14 protein-coding genes are annotated in these 14,749 nt (G+C 34.6%); 8 read left to right on the top strand and 6 right to left on the bottom strand.

From position 1 onward, the window contains the following. Window positions 1-84: 84 nt before the first annotated feature. Window positions 85-369, bottom strand: a complete 285-nt coding sequence (locus ACO05S_RS11725; RefSeq protein ID WP_054714163.1) for an HU family DNA-binding protein — start codon at window positions 367-369, stop codon at window positions 85-87. A gap of 149 nt (window positions 370-518) precedes the next feature. On the opposite strand from ACO05S_RS11725, the gene mutY reads away from it, so the two are divergent. The 6 genes from mutY to ACO05S_RS11695 all read left to right on the top strand — a co-directional run bounded on the left by mutY (window position 519) and on the right by ACO05S_RS11695 (window position 6,710). Next, entirely contained in the window at window positions 519-1,568 is a 1,050-nt protein-coding gene (mutY, locus tag ACO05S_RS11720; RefSeq protein ID WP_421918193.1) for an A/G-specific adenine glycosylase, read from the top strand. Window positions 1,569-1,645: 77 nt separating this feature from the next. Beyond that, complete coding sequence (locus ACO05S_RS11715) at window positions 1,646-2,083, top strand: single-stranded DNA-binding protein (protein ID WP_421918192.1); 438 nt, start codon at window positions 1,646-1,648, stop codon at window positions 2,081-2,083. 125 nt (window positions 2,084-2,208) lie between these two features. Further along, window positions 2,209-3,447: a gliding motility-associated protein GldE gene (gene gldE / locus ACO05S_RS11710; RefSeq protein WP_421918191.1), complete on the top strand. Its 1,239-nt coding sequence runs from the start codon at window positions 2,209-2,211 to the stop codon at window positions 3,445-3,447. A 26-nt stretch (window positions 3,448-3,473) separates the two neighbouring features. Then, window positions 3,474-4,058 (top strand): gliding motility lipoprotein GldD, encoded by a 585-nt coding sequence (gene gldD / locus ACO05S_RS11705; protein WP_421918190.1) that lies wholly within the window; start codon window positions 3,474-3,476, stop codon window positions 4,056-4,058. 13 nt (window positions 4,059-4,071) lie between these two features. Beyond that, window positions 4,072-4,701 carry a 4'-phosphopantetheinyl transferase superfamily protein gene (locus ACO05S_RS11700; protein WP_421918189.1) on the top strand — a complete coding sequence of 210 codons (630 nt, stop codon included), beginning with the start codon at window positions 4,072-4,074 and terminating at the stop codon, window positions 4,699-4,701. Window positions 4,702-5,201: 500 nt separating this feature from the next. After that, window positions 5,202-6,710: an IS1634 family transposase gene (locus ACO05S_RS11695; RefSeq protein ID WP_421918188.1), complete on the top strand. Its 1,509-nt coding sequence runs from the start codon at window positions 5,202-5,204 to the stop codon at window positions 6,708-6,710. A gap of 312 nt (window positions 6,711-7,022) precedes the next feature. Here the strand turns inward: ACO05S_RS11695 and ACO05S_RS11690 are convergent, their stop codons facing one another. From ACO05S_RS11690 to ychF, 4 genes are all read right to left on the bottom strand, one after another. Next, window positions 7,023-8,648, bottom strand: coding sequence for an alkaline phosphatase family protein (locus tag ACO05S_RS11690; RefSeq protein ID WP_421918187.1), 1,626 nt, complete (start codon window positions 8,646-8,648; stop codon window positions 7,023-7,025). A gap of 301 nt (window positions 8,649-8,949) precedes the next feature. Next, a complete protein-coding gene (locus ACO05S_RS11685; protein WP_421918186.1) occupies window positions 8,950-9,300 on the bottom strand; it encodes a DUF190 domain-containing protein in 351 nt (116 codons plus the stop codon). 59 nt (window positions 9,301-9,359) lie between these two features. Next, window positions 9,360-9,737, bottom strand: a complete 378-nt coding sequence (gene crcB, locus ACO05S_RS11680; protein ID WP_421918185.1) for a fluoride efflux transporter CrcB — start codon at window positions 9,735-9,737, stop codon at window positions 9,360-9,362. A 183-nt stretch (window positions 9,738-9,920) separates the two neighbouring features. Next, a complete protein-coding gene (gene ychF, locus ACO05S_RS11675) occupies window positions 9,921-11,021 on the bottom strand; it encodes a redox-regulated ATPase YchF (RefSeq protein ID WP_421918184.1) in 1,101 nt (366 codons plus the stop codon). 135 nt (window positions 11,022-11,156) lie between these two features. Here ychF and ACO05S_RS11670 point away from each other — a divergent pair, with 135 nt between their 5' ends. Then, window positions 11,157-12,245 (top strand): transglutaminase domain-containing protein, encoded by a 1,089-nt coding sequence (locus tag ACO05S_RS11670; RefSeq protein WP_421918183.1) that lies wholly within the window; start codon window positions 11,157-11,159, stop codon window positions 12,243-12,245. Here the strand turns inward: ACO05S_RS11670 and ACO05S_RS11665 are convergent. Then, window positions 12,242-13,036 carry a DUF4412 domain-containing protein gene (locus ACO05S_RS11665; protein ID WP_421918182.1) on the bottom strand — a complete coding sequence of 265 codons (795 nt, stop codon included), beginning with the start codon at window positions 13,034-13,036 and terminating at the stop codon, window positions 12,242-12,244. The two genes, ACO05S_RS11670 and ACO05S_RS11665, sit on opposite strands and share 4 nt — an antisense overlap. A 128-nt stretch (window positions 13,037-13,164) precedes the next feature. Between ACO05S_RS11665 and ACO05S_RS11660 the strand changes: the two genes are divergently transcribed. After that, complete coding sequence (locus ACO05S_RS11660; RefSeq protein WP_421918181.1) at window positions 13,165-14,538, top strand: vWA domain-containing protein; 1,374 nt, start codon at window positions 13,165-13,167, stop codon at window positions 14,536-14,538. The last annotated feature ends 211 nt before the right edge of the window (window positions 14,539-14,749 follow it).

Here is a 14,749-nt window from a genome sequence, read left to right as displayed (position 1 = left end):
CTTGTGCGTAGCCATCTTATGTCTTTTTCTTTTTTTTCCGCTAGGCATAACTTCGAATTATTTAATTAATTTAAAAATCTTAAACTACTTTACGTTAGTTTTCACTTTACTTACGAAAGTTTTCGCAGGCTTGAAAGCTGGGATAAAGTGCTCTGGGATTATAATTGTTGTGTTTTTAGAAATGTTTCTTGCAGTTTTCTCTGCTCTTTTCTTAACGATAAAACTTCCGAAACCTCTCAAATACACATTCTTTCCTTTTACCAATGAACCTTTGATAGTATCCATAAAAGCTTCTACAGTTTTCTGAACTGTAATTTTCTCAATTCCAGTGTTTTTAGAAATCTCGTTAACAATATCCGCTTTAGTCATCTCTTAAAAAATCTTTAATTATCAATTATTTACAACATCATTTCCTCAAATCAGAATGCAAATATATAAGATTTCCAGATATTAACGAAATCGAAAACAAATATTTTTGTGCATTTTTGAAAAAAGTTGAATCCCTTATTTTATTCGAGATGCTTAATAACCAAATCATAAACTGGTATCGCAACCATAAACGAGACCTTCCTTGGCGAAATACAAAGAACCCATATTTAATATGGATTTCAGAAATCATGTTACAACAAACAAGAGTTGTTACTGCAACTGACTATTATAACAAATTTACAAGTAGGTTTCCTACTGTAATGGATTTAGCATTGGCTGATGAGCAAGAAGTTTTAAATATATGGCAAGGATTAGGTTATTATTCCAGAGCCAGAAATCTTCATCATGCTGCCAAAACAATTCATACCCTATATAATGGTATATTTCCAAAAACATATAAGGAGATACTTTCCTTAAAAGGGATAGGTACATATACCGCAGCAGCCATATCATCATTTGCATATAACTTGCCTTATGCCGCAGTAGATGGAAACGTATATAGAGTACTTGCAAGAATATTTGGCGTAGAAACTCCTATCGATAGTAGTGAAGGGAAAAAACTATTTCAGAAGCTTGCACAAGAAACTATGGGTAATGCCAGCCCTGAAATATACAACCAAGCCATTATTGAATTTGGAGCATTGCAATGCACACCGAAATCTCCCAATTGTGATACTTGTCCTATTCATGCAAGTTGTTTTGCGTTTAAATCAAACAGAGTAGATCAATTACCAAAAAAGAGTAAACAAATTAATCCTAAGGATCGCTACTTTTACTATTTGTTCATATCTTGTTCTGGTCGATTTGCAATTGAAAAACGAGAAAGTAAAGATATCTGGAAAAACATGTTTCAGTATCCTTTAATTGAGTTTGATAGACTAATGACTACCGACAAAATAATACAATCAAAACAATGGAAAGATATTTTTGCCAATAAGGATTTGGTAATACAGTCAATTAGTGATAATATCGTACACAAATTAACGCATCAAAATATTAATACAAGCTTTATCCATATTGAAATTGATGCTGAACAAATTAAAAGATTCGAGAGTTTTAGTTTTATAAAAAAACAGGATGCTGAGAATTATCCATTTCCAAAATTAGTTGCAAATCATATAGCAAAGCAAGTAATTTAAAATAAGCCTCGAATAAATTATGGAGCAATCTAAAAGTTTGTATCTTTAACCTATTGTTAATTAAAAAATAAGATAATATGTCAGTAAACAAAGTTATCCTTATCGGAAATGTTGGGAAAGACCCCGAAGTACGTTATTTAGACAATGGTGTTGCAGTTGCAAATTTTCCTTTAGCAACTAGCGAAACATACACCAATAAAAACAACGAAAAGGTAACACAAACAGAATGGCACAACATTGTGTTGTGGAGAAAATTAGCTGAAATTGCAGAAACATACGTTAAAAAAGGTATGCAATTGTATATTGAAGGTAGAATTCGCACTCGCTCGTGGGATGACCAAGATGGTAATAAAAGATATATGACCGAAATATTTGGCGATAACATTAGAATGTTGGATAGAAAAGGAGATAGCAGCCAGCCTACTTCAACACCAGAAAGTACAGCTACCACTCAAGCTACTGCAACCAATGAAGCCGGAGCTTCAGAAGAAGAAACTGACGATCTTCCATTCTAATTTAGACGAGTGTTAACCAACCTGAGAGAAAATTGGAAACAGACAGTTTTTCAACATTATTTTTAAACAATACTGATATTGTTTTTTACTCTTTTGATATAAGTACCATTATAAGTTTACTTGTAATGGTACTTCTTTTATTTTGCTCTGCATTGATTTCAGGATCTGAAGTTGCTCTATTTTCTTTATCGCCTCAGCAAATTAATGATATAGAAGCAGAAGAAAATCAGAAAAATCGCCGATTGTTAAAATTACTAAGAATGCCGGAGGAACTTCTGGCTACCATTCTAATCGGTAATAATTTTGTAAATGTTGGAATCGTTATTTTATCAAGCTTTATTACCAATTCAATTGTGGATTTTTCCAATGCGCCAACCATCGGCTTTTTGGTTCAGGTGGTAATTATTACTTTTTTGCTTTTACTTTTTGGTGAGATTATTCCAAAAGTATATGCTACCCAAACTTCGATGAGGTTTTCAAAATTTATGGCTTTTCCCTTATACTATATGGAAAAGATCTTTAGGCCTTTGTCAGTTATCCTGATTAAATCTACTTCGATTGTTAACAAGCGGATTTCTAAAAAGCAGAATATTTCGATGGGCGATTTATCGCAAGCCCTTGAATTAACCGCTGATGAAATTAGCGATGAAATGGAAATTCTGGAAGGAATTGTAAATTTCGGGAACATCAATGTCGTTGAAATTATGAAATCACGTGTTGATGTAGTAGCCATTGACGTAAGAACAGGTTTTGGGAAACTAAAATCGATATTAATTGACTCTGGATACTCAAGAATTCCTGTTTACGATGGAACCTTCGACAATGTAAAAGGCATTCTTTATGTGAAAGATCTGCTTCCTCATCATCACAAACCCAATACTTTTCGTTGGCAGTCCATTATCAGACCTCCTTATTATGTACCTGAAACCAAAAAAATCAACGATCTGCTTGAAGAGTTCCAAACTCAAAAAAACCACATGGCCATTGTCGTTGATGAATATGGTGGTACATCTGGCATCATCACCATGGAGGATATTCTGGAAGAGATTATTGGCGATATTACCGATGAATCGGATGAAGAAAAAGAAACCTATACCCTTGAAAAAGATGGCTCCTATGTATTTGAAGGAAAAACTTTGCTTAACGATTTCTTTAAGATCACAGAATTAGATTCTGATCTGTTCGAAGACATTAAGGGCGATGCTGATACATTGGCGGGAATTTTACTGGAATTAAAAGGTGAAATCCCTCAGAAAAAAGAGGAGTTCTCTCATCATAACTACAAATTTATTGTAGAAGCTGCTGATAATAGAAGGATCAAAAAAATCCGATTCCTGCCTCCTAAACTCAAATCAAGCAAATAAGAAACACCGTTCTGAATATTTATAAAATGAAATTGAATCAATTCGTTTACTTTACTCTTATTGCAAGCTTGTTAGTTGCAATGATGTCGTGCAAAGAAAAATATACTCCCAAACCCAAAGGTTATTTTCGTATTGATTTACCAGGAAAACAATACGAGAATTGGAATCAGGATTATCCTTATAGTTTTGACAAATTGTCGATTGCCGAAGTGAATGTTGACAATACTAAAGGTGCCGAAAAGTATTGGTTAAACGTTCAATATCCTGGATACAAGGCAACCATTCATTTAAGCTATAAAAGAGTAGATGAAAATGTTGAGGAATACCTCGAAGATTCGAGAAAAATGGCATATAAACACAGCATTAAAGCTGATGCCATAGAAGAACAAGCATTCCTAAATCAAGACAAAAAGGTATATGCTCTAATTTATCGAATCAAAGGAAATACCGCCTCATCGGTGCAATTTGTTGCAACCGACAGTACCGCACATTTTTTGCGTGGGGCTCTTTACTTTAAAGAACACCCAAATCAGGATTCTTTGGCTCCCGTAATTCAATATATCGATAAAGATATTGTGAAGTTGATCGAAAGCTTAGAGTGGAAAAAATAATTCTCTGATTGAAATGCCATTATTCAAACACCTACAAATTTGCGAGCATTGCAATCTATACGTTTGGAAGATTGATGAAAAGGCCGACAGCCTAAAAAATCAAGTTTACTTAAGCGATAAAGAGCTTGAAAAGTTAAATTCCTTTGGAAGCGAATCGAGGAAAAAAGAGTATTTGGCCATCCGATTACTGGTTCAGAGATACATTTCTGCCAACTTAAGAATTGAGAATAATAAACATGGAAAGCCATTTTTAGTTGATTCCGATTTAAATATTAGCATCAGTCATACCAAAAATTTTGCTGCCATATTTGTATGCAAGGAATCTATCCCAGCCTTGGATATGGAATTCCTATCGGATAGAGTTCAAAGAATTGCAAATCGATTTCTTTCTGAATCGGAACTTGAAAATATTTCAGATCAAAATCGAACATTTCACCTATATCAGCACTGGTGCGCAAAAGAATGTCTAATTAAATTCTATGGCAAAAAGGATGTTCATTTGATCAATGAATTGAAGATTCATCCTTTTTCACCCCACCAAAATACTTTTAAAGGAGAAGTTTGCCGGAATGATTTCTCTGAATCCTATACTTTCAGGTATATTCTGTTTGATGAATACCTGCTGGTATATTCTTTAAAATGAAGCTCCAGAATAGAGAAAGAATATAAATTCCATCTTCTAAAGCATGGCTATTAGAATCTATCAACTTTGAAAACATCTCTTTAATGGATATTAGAAATGGACTTGTGAAGCATGGCTAAGCCAAGTTTATTTTAAAAAACGATCCTGAAAGCCTGATCGTAAAAAAATACTGTTTGTATCAGCACGATTTTATTCCTTTCCATAAAAATGGAAGGGTATAAAATCGTCGTGCAATTAGGAATCAGGAAAAACGAAGCATGTTTCATCATGATAAAATATGCTTCCTACAAAATTGATTGAGGTATAATCATCCTAGCATATGAATTTTTCCAAAAAATAAAGCTTTATCAGCATGATCATAAGTGCATTTTCAGAAATTTATTTTATAACCCTCCTGAGTTCCGCACTTTTTTCAGGCAAAAAGATTTAAGTCGCACTATTACAGGGTTATAAGTTCTTTTTAGTTGGATGTTTGGGTGTCCCAGGCTTATATTTGCACTATGTTTGTGAGAAAAAAGAAGAACAATAGTGGTGTTGTCAGTGTGCAAGTCATTGATAAAAGCTCTGGAAAATACAAAGTGCTTAAAACTATCGGCAGTTCTTGTTCTGATACTGAAATAGAAACTCTTTACCAACAAGGACTTGATTATATCTCGCATTATGAAGGTCAACAATCTTTTGATTTTACAGTACAGGATTTCAAGGAAACCGTCAAACAAAGCATACGAAACATTTCAATTGAAGGTGTCCACCTGTTACTTGGCAGGATTTATAATGAAATTGGATTTGACACTGTTTGTAACGACCTTCTAAAACAATTAGTACTGGTTCGACTGTCACACCCGGCAAGTAAGTTAAAAACGACTCAGTATTTACACAGATACTTTTCGATAAATATAAAAGAAGACAGGATATACAGGTATTTGGATAAAGTCTATTCTGATCACAAAGAAACGCTTCAGCAAATTAGTTATCATCACACCAAAAAGATACTTGGCGGTATCATCAGGGTTGTTTTCTACGATGTTACAACAATTTATTTTCAAATTGATGATGAAGATGATTTAAGAAAACGAGGCTTTTCCAAAGAAGGAAAACACCAGAATCCGCAAATCGTATTGGGGCTACTTGTTGGTGTTGAAGGCTATCCGTTAGCATATGAAATTCATGAAGGCAACAAGTTTGAAGGCCATACAATGCTTCCCATTATTGATGTTTTTAAAGACAAATATGATCTGGATAAGCTAGTTGTTATAGCTGATTCCGGCTTACTCTCATCTTCTAATGTCAAAGAACTTCAGGAGAAAGGTTATGAGTTTATTCTTGGCGCACGCATTAAAAATGAAAGCAAGGCGATTAAAGAAGAAATACTCGCTCTGAATCTCAAAGATAAATCCAGTGCAATTATTCCCAGAACCGATGGAACAAACTTAATTGTCGGATATACTGACAGAAGGGCTAAAAAGGACAGGCATAATAGGGAAAGGGGGCTGATGAAGTTGGAGCAAAGGATCAAATCAGGTAAGCTGACCAAGTCATCGATAAACAATAGAGGATACAATAAGTATTTACAACTGGAAGGAGATATAACTATCAGAATCAATCATGGAAAATTTGAAGAGGATGCAGCATGGGATGGACTGAAAGGTTACATGACCAATACAACACTTTCAAAGGAAGAAATCATCAATAATTATGGCCAGCTATGGAAAATCGAGAAAGCCTTTAGGGTTGCAAAGCATGACCTGAAGATCAGACCAATCTACCATAGACTGCAAAAAAGGATTCAGGCGCTTATCACCATCAATTTTGTAGCCTATAAAGTTTACAAAGAACTTGAGAGGCAACTGAAGTTAAAAACAGACAAAATGAGTCCCGAAAAAGCCATCGACATCGCCAAATCAATCTATGCAATCGAAATCTCAGATCCCAAAACTGGCAACACTTTTAAAGAAACTCTACTTCTAAATGATGAACAAAAACATCTAGCTAAATTATTTGATTTCTAATTTGGGTGTCCCTGTGCGGAACTCAGGAAATACTGTTTGTATCAGCACGATTTTATTCCTTTCCATAAAAATGGAAGGGTATAAAATCGTCGTGCAATTAGGAATCAGGAAAAACGAAGCATGTTTCATCATGATAAAATATGCTTCCTACAAAATTGATTGAGGTATAATCATCCTAGCATATGAATTTTTCCAAAAAATAAAGCTTTATCAGCATGATCATAAGTTCATTTTCAGAAATTTATTTTATAACCCTGATTAAATATTCTTCTGCTAAAAACTTACAAAGTACAAGGGGTTAATGATCAATCATCACTTTGTAAGCTCCTCAATTGGATTACCATCGCAACCAGAAGGAATTGAAATGTTCAAGAAATTGGAAATTGTAGGAACGATATCTTCTATATAAACAGTTCGAGAAACTGTGCCACGTTTAATTTTCCAACCGTACCAAAACAAAGGAACCTGATTGGTGTAGCTGTATTGAGCAATTTTATCTCTCTCATCTTTTATTTTGTGCATCCAACCAGGTTCAAGCGTAATCAATACATCACCAGATCGTTTTTGATTGAAGGATCGCTGCACTTTTTGCATTACCCCATGGGTATAGTTGGCAGTAATTAAACTGCTGGCCGGAATGGTATTAGCCACACCTGTAAACTGAATTAGGAAGTTGGCTGCTTTTAATTGCATCTCTTCCAAGGATAATTTAGAATCTTCGATCAACTGATGGTTTAAATAAACCTGCTGCGAATCGTATCCCAAAATCCAATCGCCACTTCCATACATTACATTTAGATATGATTTTAACAAAGCCATAGCGTTGTAGGAACTAAAATATCCGTTAGGGATGTTTTGCGCCTTTAAGTTCTCAGGCGTGTAGTTTGCCGATTGATCTGCAGTAAGAAAAACCAATACGTTTTCCAAGCCAATTTGTTCATCAAGAAAATCCAAAAAATGTTCTATCTCTCGATCTAACCTGATGAAGTTATCAATCATCTCGGCAGCAAAAGGAGACAATTCTCTGTGTTTATAATCCAAGCAAGAAAAGGTAAGGGATAGAAAATCGGTATCGTCATCACGCCCTAAGTTTTCGTTAATGATGGCAGAAATGGCAAAATCTTTCACCAACATGTTTCCAAATGGAGTTGCCTTAATGGCTTTGTATCCATATGTCCTTTTTTCTTTATTCAAATCGTAATAGAAATCCGATGAAAGACCTACTTTACCCAAAATTCTTTCCGAAATTTTCGGTTTATCTTGTCCGTCGAATGGCGTCCAAATTCGATCCATGTAAAAATCGGCGAACTTCTTATTATTGAATTCACTCACCCAATTGTACATGGTATCCTGATAGTGAGAAGATGTAACAAACATACCAGATAGATCATCCATCCAATAGGCTCCGTCGGCAGCATGACCCGCAGAAAACAATGCTGCCTCAGCATTTAAGCCAACCCCTATAACTCGTGAATGGTGATTGAATAATTTGATTTCGTCGCCTATTGTAGGCGCCAACAAATTTTTAGGTGATTTACCTTTTTCTTTCGATTCAATGCCAACTATTTTAGCATCTCCATCTTCTTTAGCCATATTTAACTCACCCGATAATCGATCGTACCATCCATGAGAAATGATGCCATGATATGCAGGAGGTGTTCCTGTATAAATACTTGCATGATCGGGTCCTGTTTGAGAGTATAAGTAGGTAAATTTTGTGTTTTTACAATAAGTTCCCTGATTCATTAATCGTTTAAAACCCTTTTCACCAATCAGATTTGAAAATCGAAAATAATAATCTGGTCTTAAATGATCTACCACAATTCCAACCACCAATTTCGGCTGTTCAGAAGGTATTTTTCGAGTTCTTTGTGCCTTTACTATTGAAATTTTGGTGATTAAAAATATCAGTAATATGATTACGGTTCGTCTGTTCATCCCTATATGATATTGGCGTTATAATATTGTCGGCAACAAATATAATGGATTCGCTCTGATTTAAGCCATTGATGTGATGGAATACAAGTCTAAATTAGGTGAGTTTGATCTAAAATTCTTTCACAGCTTAACCTGTTAATGAGTAGAACTTATATGATACCAATTTTATGAAGGAACGAGCATGATTAAAACAATTAAACCAACACGATAATGATTATTTTGATCTTTCGGCTTACATATGGCTAATGGAAAAAATAATAACCGGATGAAACGAATCTACTGCTTCAACCTAACAATGGTATTATTTAGACTGTGCTTGATATCGGATTACGTCCACCTGTTCCATGGTAATCATTCCGCCACCACCCGATTTCTCGATTAGCAATTCTAAAATGTGCAGAAACCCCTCTACTTTTTCAGTGGAATCAACAATATCAACTATTATTGGCAAATCATCAGCTAGCGTAAAAATTTTGGAGGTATGAATTCTTGAACTGGCTCCGTAGGACATAACTCCGCGATGAACAGTAGCGCCTGCTAAACCATACTTTTTTGCCCCATACACTATTGCTTCATACAAAGGCCTCTGATAAACCCTATCGGCCTCGCCAATATATACTCGAAGTAATTTTGCTTTCCCTTTCAATTTCATTTTAATGGATTTGAGGTTTTGCAGATATTAGATCGAAGCTCCTCAAACTAATCTCTGAACTAAAACAACTTGTTAATTTGAGTACCTAAATACACTGCCAAGAGGCCAAGAAAAACGCTTCCTCCCACATAAACAGAAAGATACAAAAATCCGCTATCTTTTAAAAGATTCAATTTGTCGAAGGCAAAAGAAGAAAAGGTGGTAAATCCACCGCAAAAACCCACTGCAAGAAACATTCTCATCTCAGGACTTATAAGATTGTCTCTCTCGGCAAGAGAATACACAACTCCAATAATAAAACTACCAACAATATTCACTGTCATGGTGCCAATTGGGAAAATGGTATCGAAAATTCGATGTAATCCCTGACCGATTAAATAACGGGAAACACTTCCCAGGAAACCTCCCATACCAATTAGAAACAGTGTGCGTATCATCTTTAAATAATTTATAATGAAATAACAAGCAACGAATTATTAATATTCATTACACAAAGCAAAGATACTCTTATTGTTTGAAAATATTTATATCAATGGATTATACAAGAGTAAAGATATTTTAAACAAAAATGGCCATTCAAACTTGAACGACCATTTTTATATATTACAGGTTCTAATGTCTTACACATTAAAACGGAAGTGCATGATATCACCGTCCTGCACTACATATTCTTTCCCTTCTACGTTCATTTTTCCAGCATCTTTACAAGCACTTTCCGAACCGAGTTCAACGTAATCACTGTACTTAATTACCTCTGCTCTAATAAAGCCTTTTTCGAAATCGGTGTGAATTACACCAGCAGCCTGTGGAGCTTTTGCCCCTTTTGGATAGGTCCATGCACGAACCTCTTTTTTACCAGCCGTAAAATAAGTTTCTAAATCCAACAACTTGTAGGCTGTTTTAATCAATTTATTAACACCTGGCTCTTCCAATCCCAAATCTTCAAGAAACATTTGTTTCTCCTCGTAAGTTTCCAATTCCGAAATATCTGCTTCAATTGCAGCACCAATCAAAAGAAGTTCCGCATGCTCATCTTTTACTGCTTCCTTAACGGCTTCAACATATTGATTCCCATCTTTCACTGCTGCCTCATCAACATTACAAACGTAAAGAATAGGTTTTGTCGTAAGTAAATACAAATCTTTAGTAACTTCTTCTTCCGACTCTGTTAATTCAACTGTCCTTGCAGATTTCCCTTGTTCTAAAGCTTCTTTATAGCGATTTAAAACCTCAAACATTTTTTTCGCTTTAGGATCTTTCCCTGTTTGCGCAACCTTAGCAGATTTTTGAATGCGAGCTTCAACGGTTTCCAAATCTTTTAATTGCAATTCTGTATCAATTGTTTCCTTATCACGAACCGGATCTACATTACCATCAACATGCGTAATATTATCGTCCACGAAACAACGCAATACGTGAATAATAGCATCAGTTTCGCGAATATTTGAAAGGAATTTATTTCCTAAACCCTCTCCTTTACTCGCACCTTTTACCAAACCTGCAATATCAACAATTTCTACAGTCGCAGGCTGTACTCTTTCCGGATCAACTAAATCAGACAATTTAATTAGTCTATCATCAGGTACTGTAATTACACCTACATTTGGTTCAATTGTACAAAAAGGAAAATTAGCCGATTGTGCTTTCGCATTCGACAAACAATTAAACAGAGTTGATTTACCTACATTTGGTAATCCTACAATTCCACACTGTAATGCCATGGCAATTCTATATTATTTTGATTTGCTTCGTTTCTATTTTCAAAAATCTGAGCAAAAGTACATTTTAATTTTCGATGTGCCAATTTTCTTCATATCTCCTAAAAATTTGTTAATAGAATAAAAAGGAACAAATTAATGAACTGTTTAACTTATATTTTACTAGCTTTATACGAATTTCATATGATTGCAAAACTACTATTCATATTATCTTTTTGCTTGATTTCTTTGGGATCAGTATATGCTCAGGATCAACCTACAGCAAGATTTGGCCATATTGATAAACATGTTAGAAAAACACCCGACAGTGTAAGTAATAATATCGTTACACTTCATAATTACCTTGCAGAAACTGCCGTAAATCAAACCGAAACGGTAAGAGCTTTCTATTATTGGATTATCAAAAACATCAGGTATAAAAATCAAATTGAACTGTTATATGACCCTAAAATTTTATTTTACATGGGATCAAATAATTGTTCGACTCCAGTTTGTGTTCTTAAAAAAAGAATGGCTGTTTGTGAAGGGTTTTCGCGCTTGTTCCAATATTTCTGCGACCAATCCGGAATAGAATGTTACTCTATTAGTGGATACATTACAAAAAATGGTGCTTTACAAGACAGAGCAACACACGCATGGAACGCTGCAAAGGTTGATGGCTTTTGGTTTTGTTTCGACTTAAGTTGGGCAAATGCTATATTATATCACACAGGAATTAAGAATAAAGCAAATGAGTTTTTTATGGTATCACCCGAAGAGTTTATAAATACACATATGCCCTTAATTCCGATGTGGCAATTCCTGGAAAATCCTGTACCTCTTGAAATTTTTAATTTAGGCGAAATTGCCATTGATAAGCATTTATCTGAGACTCCAAAATCCTATCATTTCACCGACAGTATTTCACAATACAACGCCTTATCCAGTGCCAAACGAAGGCTGAAAACGGCTATTGAGATTTATCGTGTTAATCCGGCCAACAAGTTTAACTTGGCAATGGAGTATTACAGATATTCAAGAATTATTTTGAATTTTGAAGGAGACATTGATGCATTGCAATATTATCATTTTATAAAAGCCCGAGAAAAACTGATGAAAGCAGCTGAGTTGTTTGGAGCTAGTACAGACATTTCATCAAAAATAATGAAATTGCAATCAATTGATAACCTCAAGATTATTGAGAGAGTGATTGAGCAGGAAAGTAAAAATTTTATTCTTCTGGATTAGTTAAGCAAACTTGAAAGTTCTACCCTTTTGTACCCTTTGCCAAGCTCAAATACAGAATTGTGAAACTTTTTCTTTATTAATTGTTCCACTTCCGTTTCGGTAACATGCTTGCCTCCATACATTCTTATTCTCATGGGAAATCCATTTTTTATGATTCCCATGAATGATTCCAAATGCAAGTATAATCTAGAATCGGTATGTTGAAGCAGGCTCTCCATAAAATCATTGTACAGATCGAGGTTTAAATCATAGTGAATGTATTTTTTTAAATTCTCGGCCACCCAAATTTCTTCTACAACACGATTATTTTGCTTCACCAGATATTTTCTTGAAACAAATCCAGCAATAGAATTATAATCAGGAGTCATCTTAATTTCAGCTTTTAGAACATCACTGTTTTGTTTTCCCGAGGTGCTTTCAACAATCTTTTGCAGAGCCTTTCGATCCTTTTCTTGCAAACTTTTTTTAAAGTAATTATTCTTAGTTTTAAGCTGAATATAAGGATTCAAACTGGAATTTAGCATGGCTTTATTAAAAGTCTTAATACTTCCCTTCCAATACGTTTTGTTTCTGGTATTAAGCAAACTTACTTCTCCCTCCGAAAAAATAAGCGATCGGTTTTCTGTAACCACTTTAAATCTTTCTTTTTGCAAATAATAAATATTTCTATATTCCCTTTCGTTCTTGATAATTCTCATTTTTACAATCAGGCCATTATTCCCTGAAAAGAAAAATATCAGTCCAACCAAACAAAAAAAGAAAAATATAGTATACAAAAGCGATCTACTCATATTATTTAGGTGGTGCAAGCGTTATAGGTATCAAATTTAAAAATAACTTTTGATAAGTAATGCTTCTCTACATTTAATTGAGCTGATCATTTAGTATTTTTATCGCACTAAACATCTAAAAATTCGTTTTGAAGATACACTATTTTATTATCGCACTAATTGCACTTTTATTTGCCAATCCATTATTATCACAAAGCAAATCTTTGCAAGCTGATGAAAAAACAAGAATTCTTTTCATTTTTGATGCTTCACAAAGTATGAATGGATATTGGGAAGAATCAAAAAAAATAGATATCGCTCGCCAATTCCTGATTAGTATGGTAGATAGCCTTGAGTGTGAAAGCAATGTTGAAATGGCTTTAAGAGTATACGGACATCAAAGTCCGGTTCCGCCGCAAGATTGCAACGATACCAAACTCGAAGTCCCTTTCTTGCCAAATAATGCAAGTAAAATCAGGCAAACTTTACGATACCTTATTCCCAAAGGAACTACCCCCATTGCCCATTCATTGGAATTGTCTGCAGCCGATTTTCCTACTAAGCAAAAAGGTGTTAGAAATGTTGTGATATTAATTACCGATGGGGTGGAAGCCTGTGATGGCGATCCTTGCGAAGTGTCGGCCAAACTACAAAAGGCAGGAATTATACTCAAACCTTTTATAATAGGCATTGGTTTGGACGTGAATTTCAAAAGTAGTTTTGAGTGCATCGGAAACTTTTTGCAAGTAGAACATGAAGAAAAATTCGGAGGCACTCTGGAGTATGTTATTTCGCAGGTATTGAATAAGACATCTGCCCAGGTAAATTTGATTGATGCCAATGGTTATCCAAGCGAAACAGATGTAGCCATGACTTTTTACAATAATGTATCAGGAAAGGTTCGTTATCAATTTATGCATACCCTAAATGCAAAAGGAAATCCAGATACTCTTTATATCGATCCGTTACTAAGTTATAACATAACGATTCATACTATTCCTGAACTTCACAAGGACAGCGTAACTATTCTGGCAGGAAAACATAGCAAAATCGGTTTTGATGCGCCACAAGGTTTTTTAACAATTGAATCGAACAGGGCAAACATGTATAAAGACTTGCAAACTCTTGTAAAAATCGATACACAAATAATAAATACCCAAAAGATCAATCAAAGCGTTAAATACATTACAGGTACATACAATTTAGAAATTCTAACGCTTCCGCGAATCAAAATTCCGAATGTTAAAATTAATCAAAGCACCACAACTCGAATTAAAATTCCACAACCTGGTTTGGCAACCATTTTTAAACCATCACACGGCCCTTGCAGCATTTTTGTGCAACGCAATGAGCATTTGGAATGGATTTACGATATGCAAGAAAAAAAGCTTCGGGAAACCTTAACCCTCCAACCTGGTGTTTATCACATCATCTTCCGAAATAAAAATGCTTCTCTTTCTCAAAACTCCAGAAAGTCAAGTTTCGAGATCCAATCAGGCAAGTCAGTTTCGGTTAGGTTTTAAATATTGGTATTAATTTGAAAAATTATAAACAGTTAAAATAAGTCTCCTTTGATATCAATTACAAGTCAAAACGACTGATAAAATACTCTTTATCTAAATTCTGCCCAAAATTTGGAACCACTTATTTAACCATTATAAATGGGATTATCCCAGTTTGGTCTTTCATTAAATGATGAAAGCTTAAAAGGACAAAATTTTGGTGTGTAATTGA

Origin of the sequence: Marinifilum sp. (assembly GCF_965230805.1) — a bacterium.
Lineage (GTDB): Bacteria > Bacteroidota > Bacteroidia > Bacteroidales > Marinifilaceae > Marinifilum.
Note: the sequence above shows the minus strand (reverse complement) of the source record. Positions and strands in the feature narration are given on the sequence as shown.

Coding starts and splice junctions, on each gene's coding strand:
- ACO05S_RS11725 (WP_054714163.1), bottom strand. CDS start 369: ATGACTAAAGCGGATATTGTTAACGAGATTTCTAAAAACACTGGAATT.
- mutY (WP_421918193.1), top strand. CDS start 519: ATGCTTAATAACCAAATCATAAACTGGTATCGCAACCATAAACGAGAC.
- ACO05S_RS11715 (WP_421918192.1), top strand. CDS start 1,646: ATGTCAGTAAACAAAGTTATCCTTATCGGAAATGTTGGGAAAGACCCC.
- gldE (WP_421918191.1), top strand. CDS start 2,209: ATGGTACTTCTTTTATTTTGCTCTGCATTGATTTCAGGATCTGAAGTT.
- gldD (WP_421918190.1), top strand. CDS start 3,474: ATGAAATTGAATCAATTCGTTTACTTTACTCTTATTGCAAGCTTGTTA.
- ACO05S_RS11700 (WP_421918189.1), top strand. CDS start 4,072: ATGCCATTATTCAAACACCTACAAATTTGCGAGCATTGCAATCTATAC.
- ACO05S_RS11695 (WP_421918188.1), top strand. CDS start 5,202: ATGTTTGTGAGAAAAAAGAAGAACAATAGTGGTGTTGTCAGTGTGCAA.
- ACO05S_RS11690 (WP_421918187.1), bottom strand. CDS start 8,648: ATGAACAGACGAACCGTAATCATATTACTGATATTTTTAATCACCAAA.
- ACO05S_RS11685 (WP_421918186.1), bottom strand. CDS start 9,300: ATGAAATTGAAAGGGAAAGCAAAATTACTTCGAGTATATATTGGCGAG.
- crcB (WP_421918185.1), bottom strand. CDS start 9,737: ATGATACGCACACTGTTTCTAATTGGTATGGGAGGTTTCCTGGGAAGT.
- ychF (WP_421918184.1), bottom strand. CDS start 11,021: ATGGCATTACAGTGTGGAATTGTAGGATTACCAAATGTAGGTAAATCA.
- ACO05S_RS11670 (WP_421918183.1), top strand. CDS start 11,157: ATGAACTGTTTAACTTATATTTTACTAGCTTTATACGAATTTCATATG.
- ACO05S_RS11665 (WP_421918182.1), bottom strand. CDS start 13,036: ATGAGTAGATCGCTTTTGTATACTATATTTTTCTTTTTTTGTTTGGTT.